Genomic DNA, 16,299 nt, shown 5'->3' on the forward strand with positions numbered 1-16,299 from the left:
GTCCTTACAGTGACATCCGCATTACATCGTCAATACCGCTCATTACCTTGTTACGCACCTGCAGCAGCATCGAAAAACTCAAACCCGCTTTCTGGCTGGCCACCATGGCGCCAATCACATCGTCACTGCGGCCGGTATCAACTGCCGTCATCATGTCCGCGGCAATGTTCTGCTGCTGGTTGATGTTGCGGATCACGGCAGAAAAGTCTTCGCTGATACCGACACTATTGCTGGCGGGCGCGATGCGCTCACTGCTGGCAGTTTGTTGTAGCCTGGTCATCATTTCCAGCATCTGGCTCTGGCTGTCTATTGGTGAAATCATCATAAAATCCTTAAGAAGCTAATGCGTCAATGTCGACACCATGCTCACGCATGGCCGCCAGTTTGTAACGTAGTGCACGGGTACTGACACCCAGAGCTTCTGCAGTACGGGTGCGGTGGCCGTTAAATTTCTGCAGCAAATCCAGAATGTAATCAAATTCAGCATTCTGTTTGCTTTGCTTGAGCAGGCTGGCACAAATGGCCGCTGCCTGCGGATGACAACGGGGTAAATTCAGATCCGCCACCTGCAGCTCGATACCCCGGGCCATCACCAGCGCCCGCTGCATCACGTTTTCCAGCTCGCGCACATTGCCTGGCCAGTTGTACTGCAGCATTACGTCGGCAGCGTCCCGGCTTAAGCGGTACTTACCGTTGCCGTATTTGGTAATAAAGAATTCTGCCAGTGGCAAAATATCATCCCGTCTCTCGCGCAGCGCCGGCCAGCTCAGTGGTAACACGTCCAGGCGGTAAAATAAATCCTCGCGGAACAAGCCTTGCTCGACCTGACTGCGCAGGTTCTTATTGCTGGCGGCAATGACACGGATATCCAGCTTAATGCGGCTATTGCTGCCCAGACGCTCTACCTCACGCTCCTGCAACACACGCAGCAACTTCGCTTGCAAGGGCAGCGGTAACTCAGAAATCTCATCCAGTAAGATGCTGCCGCCATTGGCGGCTTCGAATTTACCGATTTGCTGATTCACTGCGCCGGTAAAGGCGCCTTTGTTGTGACCAAACAGCATCGCCTCCAGCATATGCTCGGGAATAGCGGCGCAATTTACCGCTACGAAAGGCTGGTCAGCACGGTCTGATGCCTGATGAATAAAACGCGCCAGCCGCTCTTTACCGGTACCTGATTCACCCAGGATCAGCACGCTGGCTTCAGTTTGCGCAGCGCGGTTGGCCAATTGCAAAATCTGCCGGCTGGCGTGTGACACCGCCACCAGATCTTTTAACCCCGCGCTCATGGCGGTAGCGTTACGTACTGAGGTTTTTACCTGAGAGGCGAAAAAAGGTTTAAGTAAATAATCAATTGCGCCGCTTTGTAAGGTTTCAGAGGCCAGCGCACTTTGGTTTGAATCAACCATGCTGATAATCTGTGCAGCCGGCAGCTTACGGTGTACCAGAGCGACCAGGTCTGGTAACGCCATTTGCACCATGGCACTGTCAATAAAGACCAGTGCTGGCTTGTAATCCTGACACAGGCTGACAACCTGCGTCACATCAGCAGCATGCAGCAACTGGTATCCTTCAGCGCAGATGCACTGATGCACCTCATTACAGGGTGCTTGCTGCTCTATCCATAACACATAAGGTGATTTCATCGGGCGTCAGATCCTGCTCAGGAAGTGGTTCGGATTAACCGGATAGACACCCGGCGGTTAGATTGTTCAGCTTTGCCCTGCGCCGGTAACAGCGGATAGCGGTTACCGTGGGCTCTGATTTCCAGCATGCTGGCTTTTACCCCCAGCTCTATCAGCCTGGATGCCACCTCATCGGCGCGCTCCTGCGACAACACACGGTTTGCTAAAGGTGTTCCCACGTCATCGGTATGGCCGTCGATCAGGATTTTTTTGATGCTGTTATCCAGCTGCAGATAGCGCGCCAGCTTCTGTAAGCCGGGTAATTGCTGGCGGTCAACCTGACGTTTACCGGAGGCAAAATAGATTTCGGTGTCGCGGGCCTGCTGCCAGGACAGTGGTGACATTTGCGCAACGCAGCCCTGAAATTTGTCTACAGCATCGGCGGCGCGCACACTGGTCAGCACTAACTGCTGCTGCGCATCACCCAAATCAAACTGTAACCAGGCGCCTTGCTGCAGCTGATGCAACAACGGTAAAGCCGCTTGCAGAAAACTGACTTCACTGTCCTGATATAACTCGGCAACGTACTGCTGTGCCGCTACAGGTTGTGAGCTTTGCCAGTCGGCCGGACGGGCCATTACGCTGACCTGCTGCAATGCTGAATGAGGCTGTGCCAGCGCCAGGTTAAGCCGCAGCGGCTGACCAGGCTCCAACGCGAAACTAACCTGCCCCAAACCTCTGACCTGCTGCTGTAACTGGCAATAAAAAGGATCGCTGTTAAGCTGCCATTTGGCCTGCTCTGCCGGTTGCGTCAGCAGTGCTGCCGTCACCAGTGCCCCTGGCAGGCTGGCGCTTAACCACAAACTGAAAGACAATACAGACACCCTATACACCTTTTATTTTGTCATTACCCTCACGCCGGGCAAACAGCCTGGCGCAGCAAAATAAAAAGCAAACGGCATAGAACAGCACAGGACACTGACGGTTTAGCCATAGTGAAACGGCTAACGCCAGTGAATGGCGCTAAGCTAATGCGACCCCGCTGTCGTAGCGTTTTTACACGCCGTAGACCGGAAGCTTTGCGTCCTGCCCTTTCGGTGCAGTTTGCCTTTTAATTGTCTTAACAAGCTCACAAATCCGACCAGATTTATGAACTGAAACTGAATAACGCAAACGATATCGAAATTACGGTAGCTTAGCAAGAGTATTTTTTAACAATATCTAATATGATGTTTAAGATCATACATTTGCACCTGCATATTTTTTCGCCAGCCGCTAACATAATTCCAACACTGCTCTGACCTGCTGCGTTTATAAACTGACTAAACAGTAAGAAAAACTGCAAAACTATCTAAACGGACACAGCAAGCCAGCTTGCATTATCTGTGCATATTATGGCGCTATGATGACAGCCGGTGTTTTAGCCCAGCGCGCCGATAACATTTACCCGCAGATTTTCCGGAATTTCGTTATACGACAACACGGCCAGTGAGTTCTGGGTAAAAGTGCGGGCGTAACGTGCCAGCAATGGCCTCAACTGTGGGATCACCACCAGCGCCGGTGTATGCCCCTGCTGCTGCATCTGGCTGCAAATCAGTGGCATATTGCGCTGGAATTGGCTCAGCAGGTTGGGTGCCACCGGGAAGCTATCCAGTGTCACTTTTCCGGTCTGCATCGCCTGATTCAGCGCGCTTTGCAGCGTTTGCTCCAGCTTTTCATCCAGCGTAAAGGCCGCCAGTTCATCTTTGTCGCCACTGATTTGCCGTACCAGCGCCCGCTGCAAGGCACAGCGTACGTCCGAGGTTAACAACAGCGGATCCTTGGTCACTTCGCTGCTATCGAGCAGTGTGCTGGCAATGGTTAAAATGTCGCCAAGGCTAACCTGCTCACGCAGTAGCAAGCGATACACTTTCAGCTGCACCGTGGCGCTAAGCGCTTTATCCAGCGCTTCGGCCAGCACCGGCGCCACATTCGCCAGCCGTTTATTCAGCTGTTTTACATCTTCATAGACAAACAGCTCAGACAAATGCTCTTTAATCAGTTTACCGGCATGGGTCGCAATCACTGTGGCGAGATCAACAACCGAATAGCCCAGGTTCAGTGCTTTGGCACGACTATTGGTATCTATCCACACCGCTTCCAGGCCATAAGCCGGGTCGCGGGTAATTTCACCGTCCAGCTGGCCGTAAATTTCACCGGTATTCAGCGCCAGCAATTGTTGTGGATTAAGCCGCCCCGACGCTACCGGCACGCCGGCAAGTTTGATGCGGTATTCCTGCGGGTTCAGCTGCAGATTATCGCGCACCCTTACCTCTGGCAGTAAAAAGCCGCTTTGCTCTGACAGGGTTTTACGAATACCGCGTAGCGTTTGCACCAGTTCTTCGCCTTTTTCTTTGTCTGCCAGGTAAACCAGCCTGAACCCCAATTCAATCGACAGCCGATCCACATGTGGAATATCATCCCAGCCCAGTGTTTTTGGCGTTTTCGCGATCGTTTCAGTCAGCCGCTCGGCCTGAATAAGTTCGCCTTTATCCACTCGTTGTTGTAAGCGCCAGGCGACATAAATCAGTGGCAGGCCAAAACCAATAAAGGCCATGGCCGGCATGCCAGGCACGGCACCGAGGATCAGCATGATGCCGCCGGTAGTCAGCAACACCCGTGGTGAGGCCAGCAGCTGCTTACCAACCTCATCAGACATTTCGCCTTCATCGTTCATCCGGGTAACGATAATGGCCGCCGCAACCGCCAGCAGTAATGACGGGATTTGCGCGACTAAGCCATCACCTATCGTCAGCAGAGCAAAGCGCTGAAAGGCTTCCGCCATGCTCAGGCCATGCTGGAATACCCCGATGCTGATACCACCCAGCAGGTTAATCACCAGAATGATCAGGCCAGCAATGGCATCACCACGCACAAACTTGGACGCACCGTCCATGGAGCCGTAAAAATCGGCCTCTCTTGCTACTTCTGACCGGCGATCTTTTGCCTGCTCCGGCCCGATTAAACCGGCGTTTAAGTCGGCATCTATTGCCATTTGTTTGCCGGGCAAGGCGTCAAGCGTAAAGCGGGCTGCTACTTCTGAAATCCGTTCACCACCTTTAGTGATAACCACAAAGTTAATCACCATCAGAATAACAAACACCACCATACCGACGACGTAATTGCCGCCGATCACCACTTCACCGAAGGCCTGTATTACACGGCCGGCAACGTCAGAGCCCTCATGGCCGTGTAGTAACACCACCCGGGTTGAAGCAATATTCAGTGTCAGCCGCATCAGTGTGGCCACCAGCAGTACGGTCGGGAATACCGAGAAATCGAGCGGTTTCTTACTAGATACCGCGACCAGCAGCACGATAACCGACAGCACGATATTAAAGGTGAACAGGGCATCCAGCATCCAGGCTGGCAGCGGTAACACTACCATGGCCAGAATGGCCAGCAGCAATACCGGAATAGCGGTGTAAGGTTGGGTCAGTATGCGCCAGTTCACTGTTTAACTACCTCGGACTTTAGCTTTATCTAACAAAGATTTCGGGATCTCAAGCGCCGGCAAAGGCGCCGGTTGCTGGCCGCGGCCATGCTTGTAGGCTTTTAGCTGCATAACATAGGTCAGCACATAGGCCACCGCAGTGTATAAGCCTTTTGGTACTTCCTGATCGACTCGGGTCGAGTAATAAATTGCCCTGGCCAGCACAGGCACTTCCAGCACTTCTATCTGATGGCGCTGCGCCACGCCCTTAATACGCAGCGCTATTTCGTCAATACCTTTGGCCACCACATAGGGCGCGCGGGCATCTTTTTCGCTGTAGCGAATCGCGACCGCATAATGCGTTGGGTTCATCACGATCACGTCGGCTTTTGGCACCCGCTCTTCAATACGGCGGTTTGCCATCTGAAACTGGATTTGGCGGATCCGGCTTTTTATCTCTGGGCTGCCATCAGCGGATTTACGTTCTTCTTTCACTTCCTGTTTGGTCATTTTCAGTTCTTTGGCAATTTTGTGCGCCTGATAAGGCACATCAATGGCCGCAATCAATAACAAGGCGCAGGCGGTGAGCATAAGGCACAATGCCAACAGCCCCATGCCTTCCTGTAAGGCAACATTCAGGTCCAGCCGCTGCAACATCAGCAAACGCTGCCACAGCTGGCTTAAGAACAAGTAAAGACAGCCGGCCAGTAGCGTAATTTTCAGGATGGATTTACCCAGCTCTACCAGTGCATTCAGACTGAACATCCGCGCCAGGCCTTTTAACGGATTAAGCTGCTGAAACCTTGGGCTGAATAATTTGGCTGAGTAGATAAAACCGCCCGGTAACACGCCGGTAATCACCATAGCGATAAACAGTAAAAACAGAAAAGGCAACAGCGTACCGAGCATATCGCCGAACGCCTGCCCTACAGCAACCGGCATCAGCTTCTCGTCTGCCAGCATGGCTTTATTCAGTTGCAGGCTGCGCTGCATCAACTGCATAAATAACGTCAGAAACAACTGGGCAAACCACAACAAACCGGCAATGCCTAAAATCAGCAGTACAGCGGTATTCAGCTCTTTTGAGCGGGCGATCTGGCCTTCTTTGTGGCCTTTTTCTAATCGTTTCGCCGTGGGTTGTTCGGTTTTTTCCTGTGAACTGCTTTGCTCTGCCATCGCTTATCTCATCAACAGGTAAAGGTTATTCAGCATGTCGTTTATCATGCCGGAGAAACGCTGGCCGGTTTGCACGACAGTCAGGTAGACACAAACAAAGCCGAGCACCATATTCATCGGAAAGCCCAATACGAAAATGTTCAGCGAGGGTGCCGAGCGGGTGGCGATGCCAAATGTCAGGTTAACCAGTAACATGGAAATAATACCCGGCAGGGCAACCAGCAAGGCAGCACCAAACATCCAGCCAAACATTTGCAACAGCACTGTGATGTTTAACTGATACAGGCCACTGCCTACCGGCCACAGCGTAAAGCTGTCGACCAGCGCTGCCATTACCAGCAAATGGCCGCCCAGCGCAAAAAACAACAAAGCGCCCATGATCCAGAATAAATGGCCAAGCAGCGGTGCAGAGTCACCGGTGGCCGGGTCCATCATCGTCGCCATCGACAAGCCCATTTGCATCGATAGCATCATGCCCGCCATCATCAGCACTTCGAACAGCATACGTACAGCCAGCCCCATCATGATGCCAAAGCCAATCTGCTCAAACGTCATTACCGCTGCATCCAGCGAAAACGGATCGACTGCTGGCATAGCAGGCAGGATCGGGCTGAGTAAAAAGCTAATAAATACCGCCAGCAATATTCTGGCACGCGGCGTCACACCAGGGTTATCAAACGCCGGCATCGCCCACAGCAGTGCTGACAGGCGCACAAACGGCCACCAGACAGCGCCTATCCAGCTCATCAGTTCAGCACTGCTGAGTGAAATCAGCGAATTCACCCAAACACTCCGGGAATGATCAGCATCAGGTTACGAAACCAGTCGATCAGTGTTTGCAGTATCCAGTTACCGGCAAACACCAGCATCAGCAGGGTCAGAACCATGCGCGGTAAAAATGTCAGCGTCTGTTCCTGAATCGACGTCGCAGCCTGAAACACTGCGATAATCAGCCCCAGGATCAAACTGGGTACCACCATCACCAGCAGAATTTTGATAATGGTATAAATAGCCTGGGCAACCAGTTCTGTGCTTTGATCCGGGCTCATGGCGAGGCTCCAAACGTTGCGGCCAGAGTACCGGCGACCATAGACCAGCCATCGGCCAGCACAAAAATCATCAGTTTAAACGGCAAACTGATGATCAGCGGCGATAGCATCATCATACCCATCGACATCAGCACGCTGGCGACAACCATATCGATAATCAAAAAGGGTAAAAACAACATAAAGCCAATCTGAAACGCTGTCGTCAGTTCACTGAGCACAAACGCCGGAATAAGCACATCCAGCGGCACATCTGCAGCAGCCATCGTGGTGGGTTCTTTGGCAATCAGTAATACCTGATGCAGCTCATTTTCGCGGGTTTGCGCCAGCATAAACTGCCGCAGCGGCTGCTCAGCCCGCACTAACGCCTGCTCCAGTGTCATTTCTTCAGCCTGATAAGGCTTAAACGCATTCTGATAAATGTCCTGCCACACCGGGCGCATAATCAGCAATGTCAGCATCAGCGCTATACCAATCAGCACGCGGTTTGGCGGGCTTTGCTGCAAACCCAGCGCCTGTCGCAGTATCGCCAGTACGATGACGATACGGGTAAAAGACGTCAGCACCATCAGCATGCCCGGGATCAGGCTAAGCGCAGTCATCAGCAGCAGAATTTGCAGCTTAACGCTGTAATCCTGACCGCCGTCAGCGTCGCGCACCGACAACACTGTCATATCCTGTGCCTGCACCAGAGCTGGCAGCAGCATCAGCAGCAAAGGCAGTACGGCCAGCATCAGCTGCCGCAGTATGGGCTTATGCATGATGCTCCGCAGCCATGTTACGGTTGACAAACTTCAAGCCATACTTGCCATCTACCATCACCACTTCAGCCTTGGCAAACAAAACTCCATTTACTTTAACGTCCAGCGCTTCGCCAACGGCTTTGTCCAGCGGCAACACGTCGCCAACACTGGCACGGCTCAGTTCGCCCAGCGTCACCTCAGCACTGGCAACCTCAAGGGTTACCGTCAGCGGTACATCGCGAAACATCGACAAGCCATCCGTTTTTACTGCGTTGTCAGTACCCTGCTCAAAGATGTCGTCCATATCCATCATGTCTAATCCGGCTAATGCCGCATCCAGGCCATTACCATTGTTCGGGTTTTCGCTCATGCTAGTGTCTCTTTGGTTGCTATATCGGTGATCTGAAATACCAGGCCGTTCGCATCTTCTGCTACCTTGCCTGAAAATAGGGTGCGGTTATTCAGCATAAAACTCATGTCGCTGTGCAGCTCTATCGGTAAGATCTCGCCTTTCAGGCCCTGCTGCAGTTGCTGTAAGCTAACTTTCTTTCGTGCCATTTCTACCCTGCACTGCACCGGCACCTGTGGCCACGGCGACATATCAACAGCGCTGACGCTGACCGGGCTTTCTTCTGAAGCGGCACTGAAAAACGCCAGCGGTAGCCAGACAAACCAGCTGATGGCCTCAGCATCCAGCAACAGACGAACCTTCAGCGGCAGATACTGAAAGCGGGCGGGTTCCAGTTGCTGCTTGACCGCAGTAGCTGGCAGCGCCGATTGCTCTTTAAATAAAAAGTGCTGTATTGCCTGCAACTGCCGCTGCGCGATACGGCTGCAGATGCGCAGCTCAGAGGCACTAAGCTCAGGTTTCTCCTCCAGCGCCACCACTTTGCTGAGCTGGCCGCCAAGCGACAGGTCGGCCAGATGGTGCACACCGGTATAATCCAGCGCCATGTAACAGTAACTGTCGGTTGGTACCAGCACCGGACATTGCAGTAACAGACGGCCAGGCTCTGCCAGCCAGCTATCCAGGCCTGTGCCCTGACATAAACTCAGCTCTATACTGAATTCCACATCAGTCAACAGCCGGCTCAGTTCAGTCTCTACGGCCTGAGCCAGTTCAGGCAAATGCTGTTTAGCGGCCATGCTGGCCTGGCTAAAACGGCGCTGATCCAGCGTCAGCGCGAACGGCTGATAACGGCCAGCGGCATCGGCGGCGATAATAACGCCGGTTTTTTTGTGCTTATTCATCTGCTGTTACTTCTTGGTTTGCCCCGGCATCACGCGATACACGGTACGCTTTTTTGCTTAAACGCCGCAGTAAACGCAGCCGCTGTTCACGTTTGGTATCCAGCCAGCTGATGCCCAAAAACTCGAGCTTGTCGCTGACGGCACGGCGGTAAATCACTTCGGCTTTAATGCGGGTTTCACTGTCATACTCCACCACCAGCATATCCGGTACAGCTTTGCTAAGCGGCGCCAGCAAACCCGCACCACCGAGGCTGATATCTTTCACCACCGCCTGGCACAACTGCGAGCCAAACAGGCCCGGTTGCTTCAGTTTGACGGCAATACCTTTGGTCTGAGTTTCGTGCGGCTGATTGGCGGTGCTGAAGTACCAGCGCAGATAACGTCTTGCAATATCGGGCTTAGTTGCTGGCATCGGTAACCTTCACTCCGCTTCGGCCAACCGGCTGGTTATAACTTGCCGCGGCGGCTGCCTGTTGCACAGCATTGTCTTTGCTGCCAGGAGAAAATAGCTGGTCGAGCTCAGCTTCGGCTGCCGAGGTCAGGATCAACAGCTCAATACGGCGGTTTTCGCTGCTGCCTTTATCTTCTTCATTCAAAGGCCGGTTTGCTGAAAACGCCGCGACCTGCGCGACCCGCTCGACCGGCATGCCACCGGCGGCCAGCACCTGACGCGCCTGCAGTGCTCTGTCACCCGATAACTCCCAGTTACTGTACTGGCTGCCACTGAAAGCCGTGTTGTCGGTGTGGCCCGAGATAATCAGTTTGTTCTGCACCTTTTTAAATACCTGCCCCAGGCTTAACAGCAAGTCTTCAAAAAATGGCGTCATACGGATTTGCCCGCGAACAAACATCTGTTGCTGTTTACTGTCACGGATAATAACTCGCAGCCCGGACGGCACTATATCGACCTGAATGTGTTCCTGTGCCAGCTGCTGCGCGGCCAGTTGTTCAAACGCCTGTAACAGCAGGCTGAGCTGGGCCGGGGTATCAAACTGGCCGTCGATCAGCGAGTTAAGCTTGTCGCCCATGCCCGCCAGCGGTTTTTCGTCACCGGATGGCACCTGCAGGTATTCCGACATCCCCGGCAGCGGGTTGTCCGGTGGCAAGGCATTAGCAGAGTTTTTATCTACAATTGACGGTGTACCGCCCAAATCGACCGGAAACGGGCTGTTACCGGGTTTAAACGGGTCCGGGCTACCATCAAAAATAGAATGTGTGCGCATATAGTTAGCAATTTCAGCACGCTCTTTGACGTTAGATACTTCTAAAATCCACAGCACCATAAAAAATGCCATCATCGCCAGCGTAAAGTCGGCAAAGGCGACTTTCCAGGCGCCACCGGCCTTGGCTTTGGCAGCGCTGTGGCGCGCGCTGCGTTTAATGATTACGAGCGAGCTGTTCATCAGGCGGCCTTATCGTTGATCCACTGCTCCATCGTGGTAAACGATGGTTTCTGCTCTTCATTGATCATGCGCCGGCCGGAATCGGTCGCCACAATCGCGACATGGCCTTTGGCATGCGCCACCAAAATAGCCCGCACACAATCGAGCAGCGCCAGTTGCTTTTTCACATATTGCTCCATCGCAGAGCTCAGCGGCGCCATCAGGCAATAACAGCCAAAAATACCGATAAAAGTCCCTACCAGTGCCGCTGCAACGTGGTAACCGATATTGCTCAGCGGGCCATCCAGATGCTGCATGGTAATGATAATGCCGCCAACAGCGGCCAGAATACCGAAGCCAGGCATGGCTTCTGCCACCGAGTACATCGCTGAGGATGGCTTTAGTTTTTGCTGCTCTATGGTATAAATTTCCTGCTCCAGCAGCGTATCGAAATCGTGGGCACTGAGTTTGCCCATACTCATCAGGCGCAGGTTATCGCAAACAAATACCACCAGTGCCTCGTTTTCCAGCACCAGCGGATAAGCCAGAAATACCGAGCTGGTTTGCGGGTTTTCCACATGCTCATCCAGTTCACGCAGGCCTTTGGTTTTTGCCAGATCCAACAACGTGTACATCAACAGCAACAATTCGCGGTACAAAGCGCCGCTGTCTTTGTGCTTACCAAACTGTGACTTCACCTGAAACCACATTTCTTTCAGCACGTAATTGGAGTTACCAACAATCAGCGCGCCAAAGCCGGCGCCGAAGATGATCAGAAATTCTGCCGGCTGCCATAAAGTGGCCACGTTGCCGCCGGCAAACATAAAGCCGCCAACCACAGTACCCAGAACGATGATAAAACCTACTATTTTCTGCATTGCTTTGCTTCCTGTACCTTTACCACTGCGCCAGCTTTTTGCTGAGCATCTCCACTGATTGTTTATGCAGCTGACATACCCGCGATTCTGTTAACTGCAGCACCAGTGCAATTTCCTTCATATTCAGCTCATGGGCGTAATACAGCTGCAGCAATAACTTGTTGCGCTCCGGTAATGACGACATGGCTTTTTTCAGCGATAACTTAAGCTCCAGCTGGTTTAAATTGGTGCTGCCAAGCTGGGCATCAGCCTGTTGCTCCAGCAATAAGTCCAGGCTTTCCATCGCTTCAGCCTGACCAACGTACTGCAACTCCAGCAAGGTGGCGCCATCTATACCCATGGCTTCGCACAACTCATCATCGGTTGGTATGCGCCCGAGCTGACGCGTCAGCTCGCGGCTTTTATCTCGTAGCTGGTGTGATTGCTGGCGCAACTGCCGTGGCCGCCAGTCGATGCGGCGAAACTCATCCAGCATGGCACCGCGTACCCGTTTAAACGCATAAGATTCAAATTGCTCATCCACATCGCGGCCATAGCGGCGTAAGGCGCTTAGCAGCCCCATCAGACCTATCTGCTGTAAATCGTCTTTATCAACCATGCTGCCAACCAGGCTGCGTAAATGGCCGGCGGCACGTTTAACGATGTAGCTGTAACGGTTTAACAACACGCTTTCCTGTGCCGGGCTGAAACTGAAGTTGCCCGTTTGCTCCGGCTCAGGCCATTGAGTGGTTGCCAGCATAAATTGGCCTTACTGAATAAACACGTTGGTTACCAGCACCTGTTCAATCTGGTAACTAAACGCATTCTGGTTCAGGGTTTGGTTAAATTTATCCAGCAGCTGTGTCTGAATTGCCGGAATGTCTTTAAAGCCGGTTTTCACATCGGCGTGGCTGATATTGCTAAAGTGCTCTACCAGTGCATTGCGCAGCAGCGGTGACGCATCCGGCAGTGCTGCCATCACATCAGCACTGTGGCTGGTAAGTGTCAGCTCCAGTACCAGATACCGTGAATGCTGCGCCGAATCGACACTGATCACAAAGCGTTCCAGCGGATAAAACAGCGGTTTATTCTGCACTACGCTGCTTTTACTTTGCTGTGCATCCAGCCAGAAGTAAGCGGCACCGCCGCCGGCAGCCAGCAGCAACACGGCTGCAATCACTAACACTAATGCTTTCATCTGTTACTGCTCTCCTATACCAGCCGGTTCAGCCAGTTTGTCGCGTTTTCGCCAGGCGCTGCTGCAGACTCTGCCGCATCATCTGGTACCTCATTAAAATGTGCTGCAACAATCTGTTGCTGCGCGCTGTTATGCTGACCAGATTGCTGCTGTGATTGCTGGCGCACGTCGATATTCAGCATTTGCTCATTACCCAGCCGTTGTGCCAGTTGCTGGCGCAGCTGGTCCAGGTTTTGCTGCATCGCTTCACGTAACTGTGTATTGGCGGCATACAGCTGCACACTGGTACGCTCACCATCCAGACTGACGCTGAGCTCAATGACGCCAAGCTGAGGCGGGTCAAGCCGGATTTGCGCACGCTGAATTTGTTGGCCCAGCTGCAAGTTAATTTTGTCAGCCAGCAGATGCACCAGCTTCTGGCTCCACTGACTGTTATGCGCACTGCTGCTCTGGCCTGGTAGTTCAGCTTTCCAGCTAAACATTGTGTCACTGCTGTTTGTAACGCCATTGGTGGTGACAGCGCCGACCGGTGTGGTATCGCTGGCCTGGCGTGAAGACAGCGCCTGGCGAATAAATTGCTGCAATGTGGCAGCAGCGTTTACGCTCTGTTGCGCTGGCTGTTGCGGCAGCTCAATGCTGTCGCCATCTGCTAAAGGTAATACCGGCAGAACGGTGGCCGAAGTGGCGGGCACAGGCTCCAGGCGCGACGCAGTGTTAATGGCTACCGAAGGCGATAGTACTGAACCAGGCGTTGGCGCAGTATTAGCTGCAGCAACTGTTGGCAGTAAGATACTGGCGGCTGTTGCAAGCTGAACAATACTGCCAGTTTGCGTCGCCTTGTTCTCCAGCGTATCGGCATGCTCTGCCGCGGTAGCAGTAGGGGTATATTGCTGGCTAATCAGCGACCATGATGCCAGCGTAACCGCAGGCTCTGTCAGCGGTGACGGCAGGTTGTTGTCTGCCGGCAGCGGCATGACCAGTTGCGGCAGCTCGGCTAACGCGCTGCTATCGGTTGCCGGCTCTGGCGGCACAGTGTCGTCGTCAGATATATCTGCCTCGCCCGGCTGCAGATTTTCCGCGCTTTGTTGCGCCAGCTGTGCCAGCAGCTGCTGATAAGGTAGTGCTGTTACACCGTCATCAGCCAGATTAGTGCCGACGACGGTTTCCGCCGTATCGGCGGTCTGATTTGCCAGCTGACGCAGTACAGGTATCATGGTGTCTTCCCTTCTGTTGTTTGCTGGTAGGCCACCACGCCTGGTCGGTTTTTATTAAACTGTGCCATCTGCAGCTCGGTACGCTGCAGTTCGTGCTTTGCCAGTTGCAACACATGCTGATAATTCTGCTGCAGCGCACTCAGCTGAGCACTGAATTGGGCTTTAGCACCGGCCTGCGTTATACGCTGTACCAGCGCCAGCAGCTGACGATCCATCGCCCGCAGACGTTGCCAGTCATGTGCACGCGCAGCCAGCAACAACTCATGCTGTAACTGCGTAAGCGCTCTGGCGATATCAGTACTGTTTAAATGGCTCAGCGACACACACAACCTCGGGAAAACGGCTTATCCGAACTGAGATAGCAACTGTCAGGCCATATTTTATCTTACTGATTTACATAGAAATAAAAGCAAGAAAGCCATCAAAGCGGAAGCGTTACTTCCGCCTGACGGAAGTAAGGACACAACGGCATTGCCGCAACCCGGGGTAAAATAACAACAGCTGGTGCAGAGTGAAAAAAACCGCTGCCAGAGCAGCGGTGAAAGGTTACATCAGGTACACATGTAACAGTGGAAGAAAAGGTACTGCTAAACTCAAGCGGCGTTTTGCGCCAGCCCCTGCCAGCCTTCCTGCAGATTGGTCATAATAACGCGCACTGTATCAAGCTGGCTTAAATCGTTTTTCAGGCTGGCCGCTAACACCGCCTGGCCGCAGTGCTGGTAAAGCCGCTGCATATTGGCAGCCACTTCGCCGCCGTTTTGCTGATCCAGCGAGGCTTCCAGCCCACCGAGGATCTTTAGCATCCGCTCAGTGCCGGCCGCCTTTTTATCAAAGCGTTTGGCCTGAATATGGCCCTCTACGCGGGCCAGCTCATCGAGAAAACCATCGAATAACATCAGCACCAGCTTATGAATATCGGCTCCGGCGGCTTTACCTTCAACCGAGGTGTTCTGGTAGGCCTGATAGCCATTGGCAAAATCTAACATAGGTGTGTCCTGCTAATTAAAATTGTCCCATCGAGCTTTCCAGCTGCGCTATCGTTACTTGCATCTGCGTAAACTGACTCAGGTAACGCTTATAGGTTAACTCCATGGAATAATCGTGCCGCTTTTGCTTTTCGGTGATTAAATCCAGGCTGGCCTGAATGGTTTTTTGTTTGTCACCGAGCAAACCAAAGCTTTTACTGTACGGCTCTATTGTGGTTTCAAGTTTCGCCAGCATGCCATTGTCGCCACTTAACATGGTTTCAAGCTTGGCCGGATCTTTCTGCAGCGCAGCGTCAAACCGTTCGGTATCAATATTCAGTTTACCGTTACGGTCGAACTCAATGCCGACACTGTACAGGGTGCTGCCTTCAAAGGTGCCCTGAAAAATGGCACGAAACTGGTTTTGTACACTGCGCGCCATGCTGTCGTTTTTCAGGTTAGTGTCTTTGCTGATGCTGCCGACAATGTTGTTATAACCATCAATAAAACTTTGCAGGTTTTTCTTTATCGCCTCATCATCCTGGCCTACTTTGACCGATACCGGGCTGTCACCTGCAGTTTGCGCTTTTAATAAGTCCAGCGTCACACCTTCAATCACATCGGTCAGCGTATTACTGCTGCTGGTCACACTGATAGCGGTGTCGCTACCCAGCCGTACTATGGCGTCTTGCGCGGCTTTTAACTCTTTTTGCCCGGCCAGTGCTGCCGTGATATCGGCACCTGCTGGGTCGGCTCCGGGCGTGAAGCTCAGGTTCAACTGATTGGCGGCGCCGCTTTCATCGCTGGAAATGACCAGAAAGGTCTCTGTACCGCTACGTACCAGTGTGGCGCTAACGCCGTCGTTGTCGGCATGGTTGTTAATTGCAGCGGCAAGATCGCTGAGTTTGGCATTCGCCGGCAAACCGGCTAAATCGACAGAAAAGCTGCTGCCAGCCAGGTCAATACTCAATTCACCATCTGTCGCCAGTGTTGCTGTCGGGTCAAATGACAGCGCCAGCTGATGGTTTTGCGCCAGCTGTTCAACAAAAATTTCGTAGTTACCGGCCACGGCATTGCCGCCGGCTTTAATACTCAGCGTCGATTCGCTGCTACTGGTCGCGGTATTGGCCAGTATGCTTTTATCGGCGCTGCGAAAATCTTTAATCTGGGTAAGGAAACCGCTTAATGACGTTTGCAGTTTTTTAATTGCATCTAACTGGGCGGTAAATTGTTTGGATCTACCTGCCAATAGCTGATCTTTGCTGGCGCGCTCAATTTGGGTGTACTGACTGGCCAGATATTGCGGATCTATGCTTAAAAATGACGATGCCATAACCTATACCCTGATAGAAACTAAGAAGAAACACCCT

19 protein-coding genes and 1 riboswitch are annotated in these 16,299 nt (G+C 52.8%); all 19 genes read right to left on the bottom strand.

Translation table 11 applies throughout. The features are described from left to right. Window positions 1–4: 4 nt before the first annotated feature. Complete coding sequence (locus LHL18_RS16580) at window positions 5–325, bottom strand: flagellar hook-basal body complex protein FliE (protein ID WP_166670472.1); 321 nt, start codon at window positions 323–325, stop codon at window positions 5–7. Between the two features lie 7 nt (window positions 326–332). Next, entirely contained in the window at window positions 333–1,646 is a 1,314-nt protein-coding gene (locus tag LHL18_RS16585) for a sigma-54-dependent transcriptional regulator (protein ID WP_226767906.1), read from the bottom strand. 17 nt (window positions 1,647–1,663) lie between these two features. Further along, a complete protein-coding gene (locus LHL18_RS16590; protein ID WP_226767907.1) occupies window positions 1,664–2,509 on the bottom strand; it encodes an OmpA family protein in 846 nt (281 codons plus the stop codon). A gap of 145 nt (window positions 2,510–2,654) precedes the next feature. Next, window positions 2,655–2,744: riboswitch (cyclic di-GMP riboswitch) on the bottom strand. Between the two features lie 301 nt (window positions 2,745–3,045). Continuing rightward, window positions 3,046–5,118 carry a flagellar biosynthesis protein FlhA gene (gene flhA, locus LHL18_RS16595; protein WP_226767908.1) on the bottom strand — a complete coding sequence of 691 codons (2,073 nt, stop codon included), beginning with the start codon at window positions 5,116–5,118 and terminating at the stop codon, window positions 3,046–3,048. A gap of 3 nt (window positions 5,119–5,121) precedes the next feature. Next, window positions 5,122–6,273, bottom strand: coding sequence for a flagellar biosynthesis protein FlhB (flhB, locus tag LHL18_RS16600; RefSeq protein WP_226767909.1), 1,152 nt, complete (start codon window positions 6,271–6,273; stop codon window positions 5,122–5,124). Between the two features lie 3 nt (window positions 6,274–6,276). Then, window positions 6,277–7,056, bottom strand: a complete 780-nt coding sequence (gene fliR, locus LHL18_RS16605) for a flagellar biosynthetic protein FliR (protein WP_134058194.1) — start codon at window positions 7,054–7,056, stop codon at window positions 6,277–6,279. Continuing rightward, window positions 7,053–7,322 (bottom strand): flagellar biosynthetic protein FliQ, encoded by a 270-nt coding sequence (locus LHL18_RS16610; protein ID WP_134058196.1) that lies wholly within the window; start codon window positions 7,320–7,322, stop codon window positions 7,053–7,055. Before LHL18_RS16610 ends, fliR begins: the two co-directional genes overlap by 4 nt. Further along, on the bottom strand, window positions 7,319–8,080 hold the full coding sequence (fliP, locus tag LHL18_RS16615; protein WP_226767910.1) for a flagellar type III secretion system pore protein FliP: 762 nt from the start codon (window positions 8,078–8,080) through the stop codon (window positions 7,319–7,321). Before fliP ends, LHL18_RS16610 begins: the two co-directional genes overlap by 4 nt. Further along, window positions 8,073–8,432 (bottom strand): FliM/FliN family flagellar motor switch protein, encoded by a 360-nt coding sequence (locus tag LHL18_RS16620; RefSeq protein WP_226767911.1) that lies wholly within the window; start codon window positions 8,430–8,432, stop codon window positions 8,073–8,075. The genes fliP and LHL18_RS16620 overlap by 8 nt, the downstream gene beginning before the upstream one ends. Further along, complete coding sequence (locus LHL18_RS16625) at window positions 8,429–9,313, bottom strand: FliM/FliN family flagellar motor switch protein (RefSeq protein ID WP_226767912.1); 885 nt, start codon at window positions 9,311–9,313, stop codon at window positions 8,429–8,431. Before LHL18_RS16625 ends, LHL18_RS16620 begins: the two co-directional genes overlap by 4 nt. Beyond that, window positions 9,306–9,725, bottom strand: a complete 420-nt coding sequence (locus LHL18_RS16630; RefSeq protein WP_134058202.1) for a PilZ domain-containing protein — start codon at window positions 9,723–9,725, stop codon at window positions 9,306–9,308. Before LHL18_RS16630 ends, LHL18_RS16625 begins: the two co-directional genes overlap by 8 nt. Beyond that, window positions 9,712–10,716: a flagellar motor protein MotB gene (locus LHL18_RS16635; protein WP_226767913.1), complete on the bottom strand. Its 1,005-nt coding sequence runs from the start codon at window positions 10,714–10,716 to the stop codon at window positions 9,712–9,714. The genes LHL18_RS16630 and LHL18_RS16635 overlap by 14 nt, the downstream gene beginning before the upstream one ends. Further along, complete coding sequence (motA, locus tag LHL18_RS16640) at window positions 10,716–11,573, bottom strand: flagellar motor stator protein MotA (RefSeq protein ID WP_134058206.1); 858 nt, start codon at window positions 11,571–11,573, stop codon at window positions 10,716–10,718. The genes LHL18_RS16635 and motA overlap by 1 nt, the downstream gene beginning before the upstream one ends. A gap of 19 nt (window positions 11,574–11,592) precedes the next feature. Then, on the bottom strand, window positions 11,593–12,312 hold the full coding sequence (locus LHL18_RS16645) for a FliA/WhiG family RNA polymerase sigma factor (RefSeq protein WP_134058208.1): 720 nt from the start codon (window positions 12,310–12,312) through the stop codon (window positions 11,593–11,595). Window positions 12,313–12,321: 9 nt separating this feature from the next. Continuing rightward, window positions 12,322–12,750, bottom strand: coding sequence for a flagellar basal body-associated FliL family protein (locus LHL18_RS16650; RefSeq protein ID WP_134058210.1), 429 nt, complete (start codon window positions 12,748–12,750; stop codon window positions 12,322–12,324). 14 nt (window positions 12,751–12,764) lie between these two features. After that, entirely contained in the window at window positions 12,765–13,964 is a 1,200-nt protein-coding gene (locus LHL18_RS16655) for a flagellar hook-length control protein FliK (protein WP_226767914.1), read from the bottom strand. Further along, window positions 13,961–14,287, bottom strand: coding sequence for a hypothetical protein (locus LHL18_RS16660; RefSeq protein WP_226767915.1), 327 nt, complete (start codon window positions 14,285–14,287; stop codon window positions 13,961–13,963). The genes LHL18_RS16655 and LHL18_RS16660 overlap by 4 nt, the downstream gene beginning before the upstream one ends. Before the next feature lie 270 nt (window positions 14,288–14,557). Further along, window positions 14,558–14,950, bottom strand: a complete 393-nt coding sequence (gene fliS / locus LHL18_RS16665) for a flagellar export chaperone FliS (RefSeq protein ID WP_134058217.1) — start codon at window positions 14,948–14,950, stop codon at window positions 14,558–14,560. Window positions 14,951–14,966: 16 nt separating this feature from the next. Continuing rightward, window positions 14,967–16,262 carry a flagellar filament capping protein FliD gene (fliD, locus tag LHL18_RS16670; RefSeq protein ID WP_226767916.1) on the bottom strand — a complete coding sequence of 432 codons (1,296 nt, stop codon included), beginning with the start codon at window positions 16,260–16,262 and terminating at the stop codon, window positions 14,967–14,969. Between the last annotated feature and the right edge of the window lie 37 nt (window positions 16,263–16,299).

It is taken from the genome of Rheinheimera aquimaris (assembly GCF_020531985.1).
GTDB lineage: Bacteria > Pseudomonadota > Gammaproteobacteria > Enterobacterales > Alteromonadaceae > Alishewanella > Alishewanella aquimaris.